The organism is Daejeonella oryzae DSM 19973 (assembly GCF_000422945.1).
Classification (GTDB): Bacteria; Bacteroidota; Bacteroidia; order Sphingobacteriales; family Sphingobacteriaceae; genus Daejeonella; species Daejeonella oryzae.
This window is the reverse complement of record NZ_AUHA01000009.1, coordinates 1-15,372: the sequence shown is the minus strand read 5'-3', so window position 1 is coordinate 15,372 and position 15,372 is coordinate 1. Positions and strand designations below refer to the sequence as shown.

General features: G+C 34.8%; 19 protein-coding genes. All 19 read right to left on the bottom strand.

Translation table 11 applies throughout. The features are described 5' to 3' along the window. The coding region (locus tag G521_RS0113080; protein WP_026898931.1) for a hypothetical protein at positions 1 to 341 on the bottom strand (341 nt) is incomplete at its 3' end. A 1,009-nt stretch (positions 342 to 1,350) separates the two neighbouring features. Next, positions 1,351 to 1,593, bottom strand: a complete 243-nt coding sequence (locus tag G521_RS18175; RefSeq protein WP_155975807.1) for a hypothetical protein — start codon at positions 1,591 to 1,593, stop codon at positions 1,351 to 1,353. A gap of 261 nt (positions 1,594 to 1,854) precedes the next feature. After that, on the bottom strand, positions 1,855 to 2,337 hold the full coding sequence (locus G521_RS17250) for a DUF6934 family protein (RefSeq protein WP_051189748.1): 483 nt from the start codon (positions 2,335 to 2,337) through the stop codon (positions 1,855 to 1,857). 534 nt (positions 2,338 to 2,871) lie between these two features. Further along, on the bottom strand, positions 2,872 to 4,428 hold the full coding sequence (locus G521_RS0113055) for a rhomboid family intramembrane serine protease (RefSeq protein ID WP_026898928.1): 1,557 nt from the start codon (positions 4,426 to 4,428) through the stop codon (positions 2,872 to 2,874). A 190-nt stretch (positions 4,429 to 4,618) separates the two neighbouring features. Then, positions 4,619 to 5,242 (bottom strand): hypothetical protein, encoded by a 624-nt coding sequence (locus G521_RS0113045; RefSeq protein ID WP_036679362.1) that lies wholly within the window; start codon positions 5,240 to 5,242, stop codon positions 4,619 to 4,621. 122 nt (positions 5,243 to 5,364) lie between these two features. Further along, positions 5,365 to 5,862: a hypothetical protein gene (locus G521_RS0113040; protein ID WP_026898926.1), complete on the bottom strand. Its 498-nt coding sequence runs from the start codon at positions 5,860 to 5,862 to the stop codon at positions 5,365 to 5,367. Positions 5,863 to 6,023: 161 nt separating this feature from the next. Continuing rightward, on the bottom strand, positions 6,024 to 6,425 hold the full coding sequence (locus G521_RS18230; protein ID WP_220096077.1) for a hypothetical protein: 402 nt from the start codon (positions 6,423 to 6,425) through the stop codon (positions 6,024 to 6,026). Between the two features lie 152 nt (positions 6,426 to 6,577). Next, positions 6,578 to 7,237, bottom strand: coding sequence for a hypothetical protein (locus G521_RS0113030; RefSeq protein WP_026898925.1), 660 nt, complete (start codon positions 7,235 to 7,237; stop codon positions 6,578 to 6,580). 153 nt (positions 7,238 to 7,390) lie between these two features. After that, on the bottom strand, positions 7,391 to 7,957 hold the full coding sequence (locus tag G521_RS0113025; RefSeq protein WP_026898924.1) for a hypothetical protein: 567 nt from the start codon (positions 7,955 to 7,957) through the stop codon (positions 7,391 to 7,393). 157 nt (positions 7,958 to 8,114) lie between these two features. Further along, positions 8,115 to 8,621, bottom strand: a complete 507-nt coding sequence (locus G521_RS0113020) for a DUF695 domain-containing protein (RefSeq protein WP_155975805.1) — start codon at positions 8,619 to 8,621, stop codon at positions 8,115 to 8,117. Between the two features lie 165 nt (positions 8,622 to 8,786). Next, a complete protein-coding gene (locus G521_RS0113015) occupies positions 8,787 to 9,533 on the bottom strand; it encodes a hypothetical protein (RefSeq protein ID WP_220096076.1) in 747 nt (248 codons plus the stop codon). A 76-nt stretch (positions 9,534 to 9,609) separates the two neighbouring features. Beyond that, the gene (locus G521_RS0113010; RefSeq protein ID WP_155975803.1) at positions 9,610 to 10,098 is read right to left on the bottom strand and encodes a hypothetical protein; all 489 of its coding nucleotides are present in this window, start codon (positions 10,096 to 10,098) and stop codon (positions 9,610 to 9,612) included. Positions 10,099 to 10,718: 620 nt separating this feature from the next. Continuing rightward, positions 10,719 to 11,159 carry a hypothetical protein gene (locus tag G521_RS17875; RefSeq protein WP_051189747.1) on the bottom strand — a complete coding sequence of 147 codons (441 nt, stop codon included), beginning with the start codon at positions 11,157 to 11,159 and terminating at the stop codon, positions 10,719 to 10,721. Between the two features lie 166 nt (positions 11,160 to 11,325). Next, positions 11,326 to 11,826, bottom strand: coding sequence for a carboxypeptidase-like regulatory domain-containing protein (locus G521_RS0113000; protein ID WP_162141796.1), 501 nt, complete (start codon positions 11,824 to 11,826; stop codon positions 11,326 to 11,328). A gap of 138 nt (positions 11,827 to 11,964) precedes the next feature. Then, positions 11,965 to 12,474, bottom strand: a complete 510-nt coding sequence (locus tag G521_RS0112995; protein WP_026898919.1) for a DUF416 family protein — start codon at positions 12,472 to 12,474, stop codon at positions 11,965 to 11,967. Positions 12,475 to 12,623: 149 nt separating this feature from the next. After that, positions 12,624 to 13,346 carry a hypothetical protein gene (locus G521_RS17870; RefSeq protein ID WP_026898918.1) on the bottom strand — a complete coding sequence of 241 codons (723 nt, stop codon included), beginning with the start codon at positions 13,344 to 13,346 and terminating at the stop codon, positions 12,624 to 12,626. A 165-nt stretch (positions 13,347 to 13,511) separates the two neighbouring features. Continuing rightward, positions 13,512 to 13,973 (bottom strand): hypothetical protein, encoded by a 462-nt coding sequence (locus G521_RS0112985; protein WP_026898917.1) that lies wholly within the window; start codon positions 13,971 to 13,973, stop codon positions 13,512 to 13,514. A 217-nt stretch (positions 13,974 to 14,190) separates the two neighbouring features. After that, positions 14,191 to 15,027: a hypothetical protein gene (locus tag G521_RS17235; RefSeq protein ID WP_051189749.1), complete on the bottom strand. Its 837-nt coding sequence runs from the start codon at positions 15,025 to 15,027 to the stop codon at positions 14,191 to 14,193. 148 nt (positions 15,028 to 15,175) lie between these two features. Continuing rightward, a partial coding sequence (locus G521_RS18225; protein WP_036679351.1) for a hypothetical protein occupies positions 15,176 to 15,372 on the bottom strand: 197 nt, incomplete at its 5' end.

Below are 15,372 nucleotides of genomic sequence, written 5' to 3'. Positions count from 1 at the left end.
TGACCTACCAAAATTTCTTCAGTGAAACGCCATATATTATTCTTTCCAAAAAACTGTTTTTTAAAGCCAAGTTGCGCTTCCAATTCAATATAAGGGTACTTATTTAAAGTCTTTCTGTTTTTGTAAAAGGTGTAATAGCCAGAGACAAAAGCCAAAGTCAGGATGATAAAACCAACATACAATCCCATCGTCGGTGGTATAAATATTTTTTCTGATAAAGTATAAGTCTTTGATGAGTCTACAAAAAGGAATAGAAACCAAATGAAAGCAGTCATAACACCAGCAGGTATTAGAAAAATGTATTTAAATTTCTTAAGATTTAGTCTTATGAATTGTTGCATGTTTTATGGTTGGGCATAACGGTTACAGGTTTATATTGTGCCCGATTAAAAAGCACCAAACTGTCACCCATGCACTAAAGTAGTTAAAAGTAGAAACTTTCGCGTACCACGTCACTGGGCATAATTTAAACCTGATGTTAGGCGTAGTAATATTACTCCCATATAAACAACAATCCCATAGATGAACTAAAATATATTACAAAGATTATAAAGTCTAGAATATTTACCCTCCTTTCATCAAAGAGATCATACCTGCCCTTTGAAACCGCAACAAATTCTTGTTTTTGAATATTTAAACTTAAAATTCTTAAAACTTGAAAAAGAACAAGAAGAATAATCGTATTCCTCAATCCCGTTGCTGAATGTCCGTTTACCATTTCCAAAGATGGGTTCAATTTTAGTTTTATATAAAAGATAAAATGAACCACTCCGATACCCAACCAAAATATGTACACGGCAAAGTTTCTTAGTGATTGATAATTGATAAAGTAGATCAGAAGATGTGTTAACACTGTATACATCAATAAGTATTCGCCCTTATTGCCCAATTTAATGGTTCCCTTAAGGTTCAGGAAAATTGCAATGCTTATTAAAATGTAAAAAATAATACTTATGTAGTCCCAAGGTCGGAAACGTTCGAAATAAAAGGTAGGTTGTTTCAATTGGTTGTTATTATTACGCCTAACGGTTAGTATTTGCGAAGATGGGGGAGATACCCCTATTTGCTATGATAGCCGAAAATATTAAAAAGAAAGTAATAAAATAAGTTTCACCACAACAGCCCATTTGCGCAAATGCAATGTTAGCTGTAGTTACTATATGTCATGGAAAGCAAGAACGATTATACTCCATTAAATCAATACCCATATAACAAAATTAGTATTACTATTAATAATAAGGAAGTTTACGCTGGTTCCGTAAAAGGACACATAAAATTCATGTTTAGTAACGATGATGTTAGCGAGGGTATGGGCATACCTGATTTTGTACTTTTAACCGCTTTGAAAGACTATTTTGACAAGGCTGGGATACCTAATACTGCCGAACATTCGTCTTTAATTTCTTTCGACAATTCCATTTCGGGGTGAAAATTATAATTCCACGTACCGTTTGGATTGGATTTTGGTAAAAAATAATCCATAATAGTGTTTCTTTGATTTGGTCGAATATTATTTGGGTTATTTTCAAACCATTCGATATGTCTGGTTTCAATTTCAAGCAATTCTATTTCTAATTGTTCTAAAGTTTTCATTTTTTAGTTTAATATGTATATATATAGTCATAAAAAAAGCTCTGACTGGCAGAGCTTAAAAATTATGATATGTAAGCATTTACTTAAAAGAAAGCTTGGTTTTTAATAATACAGCCTTTGATTCTTCAAATTTTTTCTCAAACAAATTTAGTCCTTTGAGCTTATCTAAGCTCTTGTCAACCCTTATAAGGGTTGTTCGAGTGGATAATTTTTGATTTGTTTTCATATTACAAATATATATAATTAATACAATATAGAAATTTATCTTCTAACTAGGAGAAACCCGTAATAGTTTTTATTTTTTTGAAACAACTCATTATAGCTCACTAATTCTGAATTTTCAGATTTTGGAATATAGATATGGCCGTGTACATCATAGTCCTTTATGATTTCGTCATAATGTTTATTTATGGCTATTTGATATATTCTTGTTCTAACGGGACAGCTGCCTCTTAAATAAACAATTCTATCAGAGTAAAGCGTAGTAAAATCGTAAATGGTATGTGCAACAGTAGATAAGACCTTTTCCATATCGCCATTATCAGACCTGATAGTATCATCTATTGACAATCCATCCTCTTTTAATTGACCAAAGCCTAGATTGTAAATATTAGGTAAGTCTGGAGAATATTCTTTATACTCTATAATTTTTTCAATTTCTCCTTTTTTACCAATACTAGTAAATTTATATTCAATTGTTGCTGTTCTAGACGATCTTACCTTATCATAACCTTCATTATTCATTTACAAGCAGATATTAATATGGGTTCGAATATGCAATAATAAATCGAAAAAAAGATAACTATTGTTTTAATTAAGTTATTATCCTATCCGTTAGCTTTACGTCATACTCCTTTCATACAGCGTATAGGATATTTCAGTATCTTTACAAAACGGGGAGCCATTAACTCCCCATGCCTTATGGCTTATCCTTTTTAGGACAGGCTGAAGGTTTAGAGCGATAGAAGTAGCTTCTACCGTCTTTTGTCGGGCGATAAACACGCACGAACTTGTTTGAATTGGGCTTTTTAGCCATAATTAATTAAAATTAAAGCCTCAGTGGATTCTGGGGCTTGCCTTTTACCCCTTCATCCACAGCCGTTCAAACATTTTCTTTCCCGCCATACTCCTTTCATACAGCAGGGTAATTACAGCTAACGGTTTCGGGCTTGGCGTTCGGGCGGGTTTCGGAGCTCAAAACTGTCAACAAGCACTGAACTTGAATAGTAGTACAAAGCTTCAAGTTTCCACATCAGCCCGCCTGATGCCAAACCCGTGTTATATGCCGTTTTTCTGTCCACCGTCAAGTTTGTATAATATTATTCCGATTAATGCTCCGCTTAAAAGTCCGCCAATATGTGCTGCGTTGTCAATGCCGCCTGTCAAACCCCAAAGTAAATTTATACCAACATAAATTCCAATCATCATTAGTATTCCTTTTTTACCTCCTTCGGGAAATGCGTTAGTTAAAAGTAGTCCAAGTATTGCACCGTAAAGTCCGAAAATTGCACCTGATGCACCAACACTAATTGTGTTAGGATACCACCAAATGCTTGCAAGGCTTCCGCAAAGTCCTGATAAAATATACAAGATGAAATAATTTTTACGTCCGAGTAATGGTTCTACAAAAATAGCCGCAATTACAAGTCCTGAAATGTTTAGAAACAAGTGCATAATACCACCGTGTAAAAACATACTTGTCAATAGACGCCACCATTCTCCACCTGTTGTTTCAAATCGTCTATTTGCTCCCCATTGAAGTAACTCCATTCCGTTTGGTGATATTATGTGAATACCAGAGAAAACCATAAATAAAAAGACTAGAAGATTTAGGTCTAAAATTATTGAAGTTGCAAAATGGTCGAATTTTGGAACAAGGTAGTTAAGCATATCAACTAAATCGTCTTGCTTTGGTTTTTTACCTGTTAAAAATCTTTTCTTTTCAGTTTCGCTAAAACCTGGCCAAATTAATGCAAACAATAATACTGCAAGCCCAATTCCAAATGAACCGAATATCCAAGCAAATTTATTTCCATTTCTGTCTTCATATTTTTCTTTGATTGGTTCTAATACAATGAAACCATCGTTGGCTGTTTGTTTAGTTCTTGCTTCTATTGCCTTCAAATAATTTTGTCTGTCGTCTGATGTTGGTTTCCTCTCAAAATGGTCTAATGAATGAAATTCATACTTATTCATTTTCTCAATGCACTCATCGTAAAACGCTTGATACTTTTTCTCTTTTTCTTCGTTACTAATTTTATTACTTATCTGTTCTTTAAAATTTACGCCATACCAATATTTCGGAATATTATCAATTCTTTCCGATGTGTCTTTAAGGATAGGAGTAACGAAAAAAATGTCGAAGTTTAAGTATTGGTTATATTTTCCACTTTGTCTGAAGTCTGTGTAAGTGCCACCGTAATAATTAGCAACAGAAAAATTTGTCAACTCATAGTAGCGTGATTTTTCTACTTTTTCTATGTCCCTGATTGTCGATAATTTTTGAAGTCTGCCCGTTGCTGTCGTTAAGTAATTTTGTGAAACCAAAAGGCAAGCAATAATTGTCCCTGCTGATAAAAATTGAAAGAAAAAGCGTCCATTGTCATTGTCCTTTTTAAATGTCAATATTCTAAATCGTGGTCGTAACCAAATTAAAAGAGGTATCCAAGGCAAGCCCATTGGTAACCACAAACACCAAACTTCTTCTTTGAGGTCTATGATGTCAAATTGTATAACAAAGAGCCAACGAAAAAGTAAAAGTCCAACAATTGTCGATATGGCAATTATGAAAAAAGTCGGAAGAATGTGTTTAAGTTTTGTAATGTATGTTTCCAATGTTCTGTCGTTGTTGATTGTATGGTCGTCCTAAAATGGCATATAACGTTTTGCAAGTTTGTATAGAAATGGCATTAAAGCAATACCAATTTCAGCTTGCATAAACTTAATTAATTTGTAGAAAGTTATTTTAAGCAGGTCAGCCATTTTTGTACAAACTTGTTGTTATAGGTAGCTTTGTTTTTATTCATCATAAAGGTCCGGTTGCAAAAGATATTTCGATTGCAAATTTATTCTCGGTCAATTTTTCAATTCTGTTTAATGAAAGAAAATCTCTAATGTCGTTTCCACCAAAGTCAATTTCTTCTCCCAATTCTATTTTTTGGTTTTTGTCCATATAAATTTTAAGGTATTCAAGCCCTTTATTAATTTGAATAGGGGAGTCAATTCCTTTAGATAGTTCGGTCATTAATAAATAAGCTTTATTGTACCAAAATGGAATGTCGGTTGTGTCGGCTTGATATTTTGAAGTTTCGATTCTAAAATTCAATACATAATATTCGCAACCTGTATTCTCTATGGTTACCTTGTCGCCATTTCCAAGTTCAATTTTTTCAATTGCCGTTAAACCGTCAGCGTTCAACTTGAATACACAGTTCGGGAAAACTGATTTTTTCACAATTGGTTCAGCTTTACCTCTAACACAGTCAGAAATACTTGGATTTTCGGTTTCTATGACAGAGCTATCAACTTTTGCTTCCGTTTTCAACTTTAAAGAGTCAGTATTTTCTTCACTTTTTTCAGGCTCTGAATTACAGGCAAAAAAAGCAGTCGATAAGAGAAGGAATATTATTTTGTAGATGTTTTTTGTCATAAAGTTACCTATAACGTTTACAGGTTTATATTGTGCCCGATTAAAAAGCACTTCATTGTCGCCTAAGGACTAAAGTAAATAAAAAGCACAACAGAACAAGAACCACATCACCGGGCATAATTTTAACCTGGTGTTAGCTGTTGCGCTTCTTCTATGTCCACTTGCAACGTTTTTTTTAAGTCTATTATAAATCTTTGGTCATCTGGGAGAACAAACCTTTTATAAAGGAATGGATATAACTTTATGCAGAATACAAATATGATTGCGAAACTTAATCCAACTAATATTCTACCTAACCAATCAAAGTCCTTACTCAGTAGTGCATATAACATGAAACCTGAAAATAATGAAATGAGTAGTCCATACATTATTCCTTTGAGTGCAGGAACCAATGATTCTTTCTTATAACTAAACTGAATTTGGTCGGCTAGCACTTTGAATTCAAATTCCATTGGTGGCGCATGAAATGTAATCAGTTTGAAAGATTGATCATTAATACGTCCTAAAAACTTAATACCCCTAGGTTTTAAAAATGGTTGTTCCTCTATCGTTACGATTTTAAGTCTTTCTAAAATTTCGTCATTAGATGAAGAAGTCTTTATTTGATAGGTCTTAATCATAGGATAGGTTTTTAGCGTTACAGCTAACGGCTGACGCTATGGCAAGTGCGGGAATAGATTGTTGCTCAACTGTCTGCCAGCAAAAATGTATATAAAGATTTCAAATGTTTCAACGAACACGCAAACCCGCATTTGCTATAGCGTTTGTTATGCACAGGCTTTCATTTCTTTTCATAGATTATTACTAAATCTTTCAATATTGCTTCTTGTTTGAAAATTCTGAGGGTACTGTCATAGTATACTTTTAGCGTGTCATTTGATTGCCAATTAAAAATCACACAAAGACTGTCAATTGTTGCATCACCATGGTCAGAGTCAGCCACGAATACGTTTCCATTTTGTGAATCTTCAAGTTTGTCTTTGCAGTCAATTATAGATAAATGAATTGAATTGTTAGTCGTTGCATTCCCAGGTTTCAGAAAAAGTACAGCTTTGTGAATTCTGCTAAAACCACATTTCTCGAGAATTATTTCATTCTTGCTGGCATCAAATATGTTGCAGGATTGTAAAACAGTCAAGATTGTCAAGCTGGTCAAAATTTTCAAAACGTTCAATGTTTTCAAGTTGTTGTCGTTTTTTTTAAGCTTGTGCATAACGTTTTCGGGCTTGGCGAAGGTGGCAATTTTCACCACAAATGTTGATGCGGAGAACTAAACTTGGATTAACCACAAATGTGTCTGCGGAGCACTGAACCGCCACTTTTGCCAAACCCGTGTTAGGCACAGTTATTATATTTCTGTAATAGTTCGTCAAAGTTAATTTTTTCTATTTCTAAATGTCCTAATGCTCCATATGTTTTCATAAAATTCCATTTTGCTTTCTTGTCAATTTGTAATGGTTGAATTTTTTCGCTTAACGGATAAATCTGTCTGCCAATAAGTTTTAAAAATGTGTCCTCGTATATTTCAAATTCTAAGCAAGGGAACTTTTTATTTAGGTTGTATTCAATGTCCCACAGATATAAAACTTCGTTGTCATTAAGTTCAACAATATACAGGTCGCTTTCATCTTCATATTCTGGTGCTAATGCAATACGTTTGGTATTAACTAAGCAAGTATCAACTATCCCTTTCTCTATAGCTGAACTTAGTTGTCGTAAAAACAACTTATGTCTGTTTTTCTGTTTGTAGATTTCGTAAGGCCCAAAAACAATAAACGAAAAGGCGAAAACAGCAATCGTCCCGAAAAGAAACGTCCAAAAACTGTCTGGAATTATAGTCGTAATATATGTCAAACCTGCTCCTAAAAGTCCTGCAATAAGAAAATGATAGAACTTGATTTTACTACTTGTTTCCTTTTCTTTCTGCGTTTTCAATGTCTTTAATATTCGCAACTCGTCAGGGTGGAAATTTCTTGTCGTATAAGCAATGTTCATTGTTATGGTGTCTGTCTTAATAATTGTGCCTAACGATTAGGCTTTGCGAAGATGGCGGATAGAAAGCACTTCATTGTCGCCCCTGCACAAAAGTTAGTTAAAGGTAGAAAAGTCCGAGAACAACGTCGTTCGCCATTTTTGCAATAGGCTGTGTTATGCTGTGTTTTTCTTTATCTCGTTAAACTCGTTTATGATTGCTTTTATTTTTCTGTCGTCAAACCAAGGATGAAAAGGTGATTTGGTTCCTCTATTATTAAATCTTGAAACTGTAATTAAGACGTCGCGTTCGTCATAAATAACTATTACTCTTATTCCCCACTTCCAACAAGTTGCTTTTTTATAAATTCTCATTGTTCTACCTCCACTCTTATTAATCGCAATTCCAAACCGCTGCTCTAAAATTTTCGAAACAACTTCACGATTATATTTTTCATCCAGACCTCTAAATCGCCTAAGTCGATTATCGTTTATTAATGCATACAGAGTCAACAGGCCTGCAAGAATGAACGGGGAAAAAATTACTAGCGGTACTACAATTTTGTCTCGGCCTTCCGTAATGCCTTGAAAAGTCATCAAAGTCGGAAAAAATAACCCAATAAAAATAAGGAGCAGAGAGGCAAAAATGTAAAATACTGATTCAAACTTTTGAAAATAGTCCTTATGAACCACTTTTAATCGTTCAGTTCTTATTGATTCGTCAACGTCGATGTTGATACGCATAGGTTGTTTTAAAATGCCGCATAACGTTTACAGGTTTATATTGTGCCCGTTTAGAAAGCACCAATTGTCGCCCGGGTACTAAAGTAGTTAAAAGGCAGAAACTTTCAAGAACCACGTCGCCCGGGCATAATTTAAACCTGCTGTTGTGTGCACGTGCTTATTTGTCGCCATATAAGTTAATCGGATACTCTTTGATAAATCCCCAATCGTCATCTTCTTGATTAGAAGTCAAGATATTATGGAGTGGATATTTTTCCTTGATACGATTTACTTGGGTAGTATAGTCAGTCGCTTTTGAAAGATAATACCAATAGTTTCTTTTACCCGCAAAGGTTTCTACAAGAACAATTATTCCTTCTTTTGCAGGGTCAAATAGGTACACCAATTCCTCGTCGAAACCATCTAATGTTTTGTTGTAGACCGATTCGGGCAATCCATTTTTTTTAACCTTGTCGAGTTTATGCGTTATACAAAATAGTTGAGGAAGTCTTGTCTTATCCTTCCATATATTTTCATGAGCTGGACGTCGCAAATAAAGAGGTAATCCGTCGTACTCCGTATCAGTTGTAAACCATTTCATTTTTTCTTTTGAATTATTTTGTCCGCATGAAATGACTGCCAAAATGCCTAGTAAAAAGAACGGTTTCCGTAAGTCTTGAAACATTTTGTCGGGTCTTTTAGCATTGCACACAACGTGTAGGGTTTATATTGTGCCGGCTTTAAAGCACTGTCTGTCGCCCGGCACTAAATGTAATTAAAAGCAGAATAGAACAAGAACCACGGAACCCGGGCATAATTTAAACCTGGTGTTACCAGATGTGCTTTTTTGTCAAACGAGCTTTGCATCTCGTGTCAATTTTGATTTCTCTAAGTCAAATAGGTCGCTAAACCAATCTGTTAAGATTATTTCTACTTCCCTTTTGTTGAACGTCTTTGAATTTCGCCTTGATTTTAAATAATTCTCCCTTGTCATTTTTTCAGCTATTTGACGAAGTGTTGTTGGGTCGACTTCTTTACCGAATTTATATGCAAGCCAAAGTCCGATTAAAGAAATAGAAAGTCCTGAAATACCAATCTTCCAATTAAAAAACAGTCCGATTATTGAAGCAAGTAAAACAAAAATCAATGAGCCGCTTATTAAATGTTTAGGTCGTAAAATTCCAAGCTTGAACTCTAAATGCTTTTCTAATTCCTTGACTTTTGAAATTCGATTAGGTCTTGGTAAAATCTGAACTATTAAAGTTTTAGTCGTAAGGTCATTTAGATTGAAGGATAATACGGTAGATATAGACTGGCGAAGTTTATAAAATGCTTGTTGGGTTGTACAGTCTTCAGAGTTTTCTAATTTTATTTTATTGGAAACATGATCACAAAGTTCCCCAAAAGTTGTAACGTTTAATAATTCAGCATGTGCAAATTTGATGTCGAATGATTTTTCAACCTTTACAAGGAAGTCCTCCATGTCTTCTGGGTCGGTATTATTGAGTAGATAGTCGGTCATTTTAGCATTTCTGGTAACGGCTGACGCTATGGCAAGTGCGGGAATAGATTGTTGCTCAACTGTCTGCCAGCACAAATATATATAAAGATTTCAAATGTTTCAACGAACACGCAAACCCGCATTTGCTATAGCGTTTGTTATGCACAGGCTTTCATTTCTTTTCATAGATTATTACTAAATCTTTCAATATTGCTTCTTGTTTGAAAATTCTGAGGGTACTGTCATAGTATACTTTTAGCGTGTCATTTGATTGCCAATTAAAAATCACACAAAGACTGTCAATTGTTGCATCACCATGGTCAGAGTCAGCCACGAATACGTTTCCATTTTGTGAATCTTCAAGTTTGTCTTTGCAGTCAATTATAGATAAATGAATTGAATTGTTAGTCGTTGCATTCCCAGGTTTCAGAAAAAGTACAGCTTTGTGAATTCTGCTAAAACCACATTTCTCGAGAATTATTTCATTCTTGCTGGCATCAAATATGTTGCAAGATTGTAAAACAGTCAAGATTGTCAAGCTGGTCAAAATTTTCAAAACGTTCAATGTTTTCAAGTTGTTGTCGTTTTTTTTAAGCTTGTGCATAACGGTTAAGGCTTTGCGAAGATGGCGGATAGAAAGCAATTCATTGTCGCTCGGCACAAACCTTAGTTAAATGTAGAAAAAGTTTGGAAATAACGTCAACCGCCATTTTAGCAAAGGTGATGTTAGCAGCAGGTAATTCTTGTTAAGTCCTGTCTCAGTGCAATCATAATTATTATGCTTAAAGTCATTGATACTAGCAATAATGAAATAGAAAAGATATAGTCAATCACTTTACCTTTTATTAAATCTCCTCTGACTATAAATATGAAGTTTCTCCCATAGCACGCCCATGAAATCTTGTTTATCAATAGCGCTAGGATAATAAAAATCAAAGGTAGGCTCGAAAAAGGCGTGTTCGCAATTAATAATAAAGATGATAAAAAGACATTGACACCTAAATACCTCTTGTCATTATACAATCTGAGATAATTTCGTCGTAATGGTCGTCTTGTAAATGGGTCTAACAGATATGACCAGTAAAGAAGGGAAAGTCCTCCGAGATAGATATGTAAAGGCATTTGTCGGTTTGTTTACTTGCTGCTAACGTTGATGCTTTGTGCAGTACCGGATTAAAGACCACTGGCTTAACATTCTCGCACTAAAGATATTATTTAAATCCAGCTTTCATAATCCACTGAACCGGCATTGCATAAAGCTGTTGTTAGGGGCTGGCAATTTTATGTGAATTGGAGTCCTACATGTTTGTCGTATAGAAAATAAACATTTCCTTCCATCATCTTTTGTCCAAATAAGCTTAGTCCTTGTTGCGCTAAAAAACCCATAAGCCTTTCGTTCTCCAAGTCAGGGGGGAACTCCGTTGGAAAGTTAGTCGGAAAGTTATTTGAATTAGGATTTTTGGTATGAACATAGATGGCATCATCCTCAGAATCGTTATCGTAAACCTCGATCCATAGCTGAAATTGATGGGGATATGCTTTCAACTTTTCATTTAATTTATGGAATAGTCTAACAAGCTCCTTTAAGGATTTTTCTCTTATTGACCAATCTGTATTGCCTTTGCCATCATCATCGACATGAAGATGCCATAAATCGAACCATGAATTAGTGTCACCGCTAAAGTTTAAATTGTCGAGTATTTCATCATTTGAGTTAGTCACGTTGTTCGTTGTCTTAGTGTGCTTGCCCCTAACGGTTAGGGCTTGTTGCAGTTGCGTATTAATCGCTCGTCACTTTCGAGCCAGCACTAATGTAATAGAAAGCACAGAAATAACATAAAGCACGTCAGCCGCAATTGCAACAGAGCCTGTGTTATGTGTAGTTTTATTATTTACTGTTCAATTCAAGTGCCTTTACCTTGACTTGCCTTTTGGTTAATTTGCTCTTACTTGTTATTCCATAAGTCACAAAAGCGCTTTGTGCACCCATTCCTATATTCATGAACAAACTTTGCGTTGAGTCGATCTTTGAAGTATATTCATGATAGCCGAGAAATTGAACTTTCAAAACGTAAACTCCCTTAGGAGTTTCAAAAGAAAACCGACCAACACTATCGGTCATACTACTTTGTTTTATATTATCGTGTTGAGAGGTCACTGTAACTGGGACTCCCATAAGTGGCTCAGTTGTTCTCAAATCAATTACAGTCCCTGAAATTTTAAGATCATCGTCAGCTGATGTAGCATTTTGGCTAGAAATCAAGATGCTCTTTTTACCGGGGCTAGTGGTGCAATACTCATAAGTGTATAATCCCTGTTCGTTTTTTTTAGACGTTAAACAACTACTTAGAAGTCCTGTGAGAAAAAGGATTATTAGGAGTTTACTCATTTGTCTGAAATTACACATAACGTTGATGCTTGGTGCAGTGCCGAATAAAAAAGCACTGTCTTAACATACTTGCACTAAAGATATTATAAAATTCCAGCTTTCATAAACCAGTGAAACCGGCATTGCACCAAGCTGTTGTTAGGCAACGTTATTTTTTAGTAGATCAAGTTGATATTTCAGTTCTTTGACAATTTTTTCGTGATTGTCCAATTCTTCGTTTGTTAACTCTGGTTCTGTTTCACTAATTTTAAAGTCAACTGTATCAGTCATATATGTGCTGATATTAAGAACATGTGTTTTGTCGCCATCTAAGAAAAATTCCAAAAGTTCTAAAACAGCGCAAGAGGCATTTAATGCATAACTACTATCTAAGTCTCCAAAATCGTCCATATCTGGAATGACTAATCCTACCGCTTCATGAAACTCTTTAGCTTTGTCAAACTGAACATTTTGAAAAGTCTTATTTTGTATGCAGAACTTAATTGAATCTTCTAGGGTATCTGGATCGCCCCAATTATTTCGTTGGGAGAAATCTATATATTCGGGAAGAAGTCGGCGGCAAATATTTAACCCAAAATCAACAGCTTGTTCATTAGTCAAGCCGTTTATCTGTCGTGTCAATATAGGAGTGAATTCAGAGACGGTCATTCTTTATAATTTTGCCTAACGTTTAAGGCTTGTTGCTGTTGCGGCATTAACTGGACGTCACTTTTAAGCTCGCATTAATGTAAGAGAAAGCAGACAAATAACATACACCACCGAAACCAGCAATAGCACCAAGGTGGTGTTATAGGCAGTTAAGCTTCGCCATTTATAGAAATATCATAAACCTTTCCTGTGGTTAGATTTATTTTTAAGTTGAAATATGCGTCTCCACCATCATAAGCCTTAATAATTCGCATTTGCCAATCAGTATATCTGTTTAGTTTGGAAATACAGTTAATCCATACCTCTTTTTCGTTCCTTTTATTGAGTATCGAAAGGCCTTGTTTAAAATATTCATTTTCATTTGAATGGTTACGAAATCTTTTCGACTCCGCCCTAATAGTTTTCTGGATAAGGCTTTTTACTTGTTTGATGTCTTGATCATTTAAGTCAACACTTTTACCTTCTTTAAAAATAAGATCTCCGTTGTATGTAAAAAATGTAAAGTCTGATTGATGTTGGAGTGAAATGTCTGAATCAATCGACGTTAAATTTTTTACTAACTTCAACTTCCAATGTAAATCGAAGAATTCAATATATCCATGTTTGAAAATTGCCTTATTAAATCGTTTATCACCATCTAAATAAAGCGTATCCTGAACTATTGAATACTTCCCTGTGTAAATTTCTTTTTTGTTAATATTGTTATTAGGCGTGAATGAAAGAATGTATTTCTTATTGTCATCCGCCTCAAATCTTGTCACGTAACCTAAAATTGGATCTCGGCCAATATTTTCTGCTATTATGACCTTGTCGCTGGAATTTGTGCAACTTGATAGGAAAAAAAGGAAAAAACTTAAAGTTACGCGGTTCATATATGGTAATTGCCTATAACGGTTAAGGCTTATATTGTGCCCGAATAGAAAGCACTACATTGTCGCACGAGAACTAATGTAAATAAAAAGCAGAACAGAACAAGAACCACGTCACCCGGGCATAATTTAAACCTGATGTTGGCAGCTGATGTTTTTATAGAATCGTTAATCACGTTTTGCTTTGCATTGTGTATACCCTTCTAGTTTAGAAATTATTTCTTGATCAAAACGCGACTCAATTCTTTCCCTTTCTTTCTTATCACAGTCTTCCTCTAAATACCACTTATAATCACCCTTATTAACCGCTCTTATAGCTATAACTACTTGCTTCGGATTTGCCAGCATGGCAGAATCGCCTACGAACGAAACGTAATACATCTCTTCTGGATGCTCCCTTAAGTAAAATATCCTGCTCTCTAAAAAGTCATACCCATTACGGGACCAACTATCAAAATCCTTCCATTTATCGGGAATGATATATTGAGGATGATCCAAATACAATTGATCCAGTGCTACTTCTAATTTTTTTTTAGATGTTGGAAAAATTCTATCATCGAAACCTCCCAAAGACCCGTCACAACTGCTAAACAGAAGAATACAAATTAAGATCAGCTGTATTTTTCTCATTCTCTAATTAATATTGGCATAAGGGTCGCGAATATATTGTTATGTTCGGTATTGGTAGGTAGTTCGGGTATTACATTTGCTGCCAACGTTTTGGCTTGTTGCTGTTGCGGCATTAGCATTTTAGCTTCAAATCACCACTCATACACTAGAAAGTACTTGGTTTAACATAAAGCATTTCACCCGCAATAGCTACAAGCCGGTGTTACCATCTGTGCTTTTATTCTGCCATTGGTTTTAAATTGTCATATGTTGGTTCAGTTTCTACGTTTTGGTCCACAGTTGATTCACTTTCTAGAACTTCGTCTTTTCTCTGTTTAAGTTTCCAAAACCAATAAAGTCCGCCAAGTGGAATTCCAAATGTCCAATAAGAATTAAGGTATCCCATATAGCCAAAACTAAATCCAAATAAAATTTGAAAATTCAAAAGATTGAAAGATAGTCCGTTTACTGCTGCGTATGTTATTGCCGGAACATTTAAAAAAATGATTGCAATATATTTTATCCACTTTTTATTTAAATCGCTGTGCTTGATTTGTCTGATAACATAAATATTGAAGATAGGAATGCAAATAGCAATCAGTCCAAACAGCCAAAAAATTGTCATTGATGGAATTGGTCCTTTTACGTCAAGCGTTTTTATATTTAAAATCTTTTTGGATTTGTCGTCAAACAAAACTTGGAGAACACCAAAGTCCTTTATGTTAGAAAACTCTACTAAAACAAGAGTCGTGTTTGGTGGTGTGTTTTCGGATTCAACAGTTGAAAATTTCTTTTCAGATTTCATTAACGAGTATTCTAAATCCGTTCCCCAATTGTCAACTATAAGCTTTCTAAAATTGGCTAAACCCAATTTCATTGTGTCAACGTTGGTGTTTCTCGCTATTTCGTAGTCCATAGCCATAAGGTCAACACATTTGTTATAGTCCTCTTTTATTAAAGTCTCCATGAACACTTTAGTTGTATCCTTATATTTAAAAGTGTTGCTTATAAAGTCGCAACCTGCAAGTAGAGGCACGGTCAAGATTGTTAATAGGATTTGCTTAATTCTTATCATTAGTTGTTTGTTATTTAGCATTGATGGTAACGGTTAGGCTTGTTGCTGTTGCGGAATGTTGGCACTTTACATTTAAGCCCGCAGTAATGTAAATGAAAGGACTGAAATAACATAAACCATGTCACCCGCAATTGCAACAGAGCCTGTGTTATGCCCAGCCATTTTTTAGTTCACGAGGTTTCAAGTCCGCCGCTTCCAAAGCTCTAATAAACGTTGTTAATTCCGTTTTAATCTGTTCGAGATTTCCTGTATTACCTTTCTCAAGTTCAAAAGTTTTTGATGAACCTCCTACTCCAAAATATATATCTTCCTTTTCAAAGTATTCAAAAGTTTTCTTGTAGGTCA

Coding starts and splice junctions, on each gene's coding strand:
- G521_RS18175 (WP_155975807.1), bottom strand. CDS start 1,593: ATGAAAACTTTAGAACAATTAGAAATAGAATTGCTTGAAATTGAAACC.
- G521_RS17250 (WP_051189748.1), bottom strand. CDS start 2,337: ATGAATAATGAAGGTTATGATAAGGTAAGATCGTCTAGAACAGCAACA.
- G521_RS0113045 (WP_036679362.1), bottom strand. CDS start 5,242: ATGACAAAAAACATCTACAAAATAATATTCCTTCTCTTATCGACTGCT.
- G521_RS0113040 (WP_026898926.1), bottom strand. CDS start 5,862: ATGATTAAGACCTATCAAATAAAGACTTCTTCATCTAATGACGAAATT.
- G521_RS0113030 (WP_026898925.1), bottom strand. CDS start 7,237: ATGAACATTGCTTATACGACAAGAAATTTCCACCCTGACGAGTTGCGA.
- G521_RS0113025 (WP_026898924.1), bottom strand. CDS start 7,957: ATGCGTATCAACATCGACGTTGACGAATCAATAAGAACTGAACGATTA.
- G521_RS0113020 (WP_155975805.1), bottom strand. CDS start 8,621: ATGTTTCAAGACTTACGGAAACCGTTCTTTTTACTAGGCATTTTGGCA.
- G521_RS0113000 (WP_162141796.1), bottom strand. CDS start 11,826: ATGAGTAAACTCCTAATAATCCTTTTTCTCACAGGACTTCTAAGTAGT.
- G521_RS0112995 (WP_026898919.1), bottom strand. CDS start 12,474: ATGACCGTCTCTGAATTCACTCCTATATTGACACGACAGATAAACGGC.
- G521_RS17870 (WP_026898918.1), bottom strand. CDS start 13,346: ATGAACCGCGTAACTTTAAGTTTTTTCCTTTTTTTCCTATCAAGTTGC.
- G521_RS0112985 (WP_026898917.1), bottom strand. CDS start 13,973: ATGAGAAAAATACAGCTGATCTTAATTTGTATTCTTCTGTTTAGCAGT.
- G521_RS17235 (WP_051189749.1), bottom strand. CDS start 15,027: ATGATAAGAATTAAGCAAATCCTATTAACAATCTTGACCGTGCCTCTA.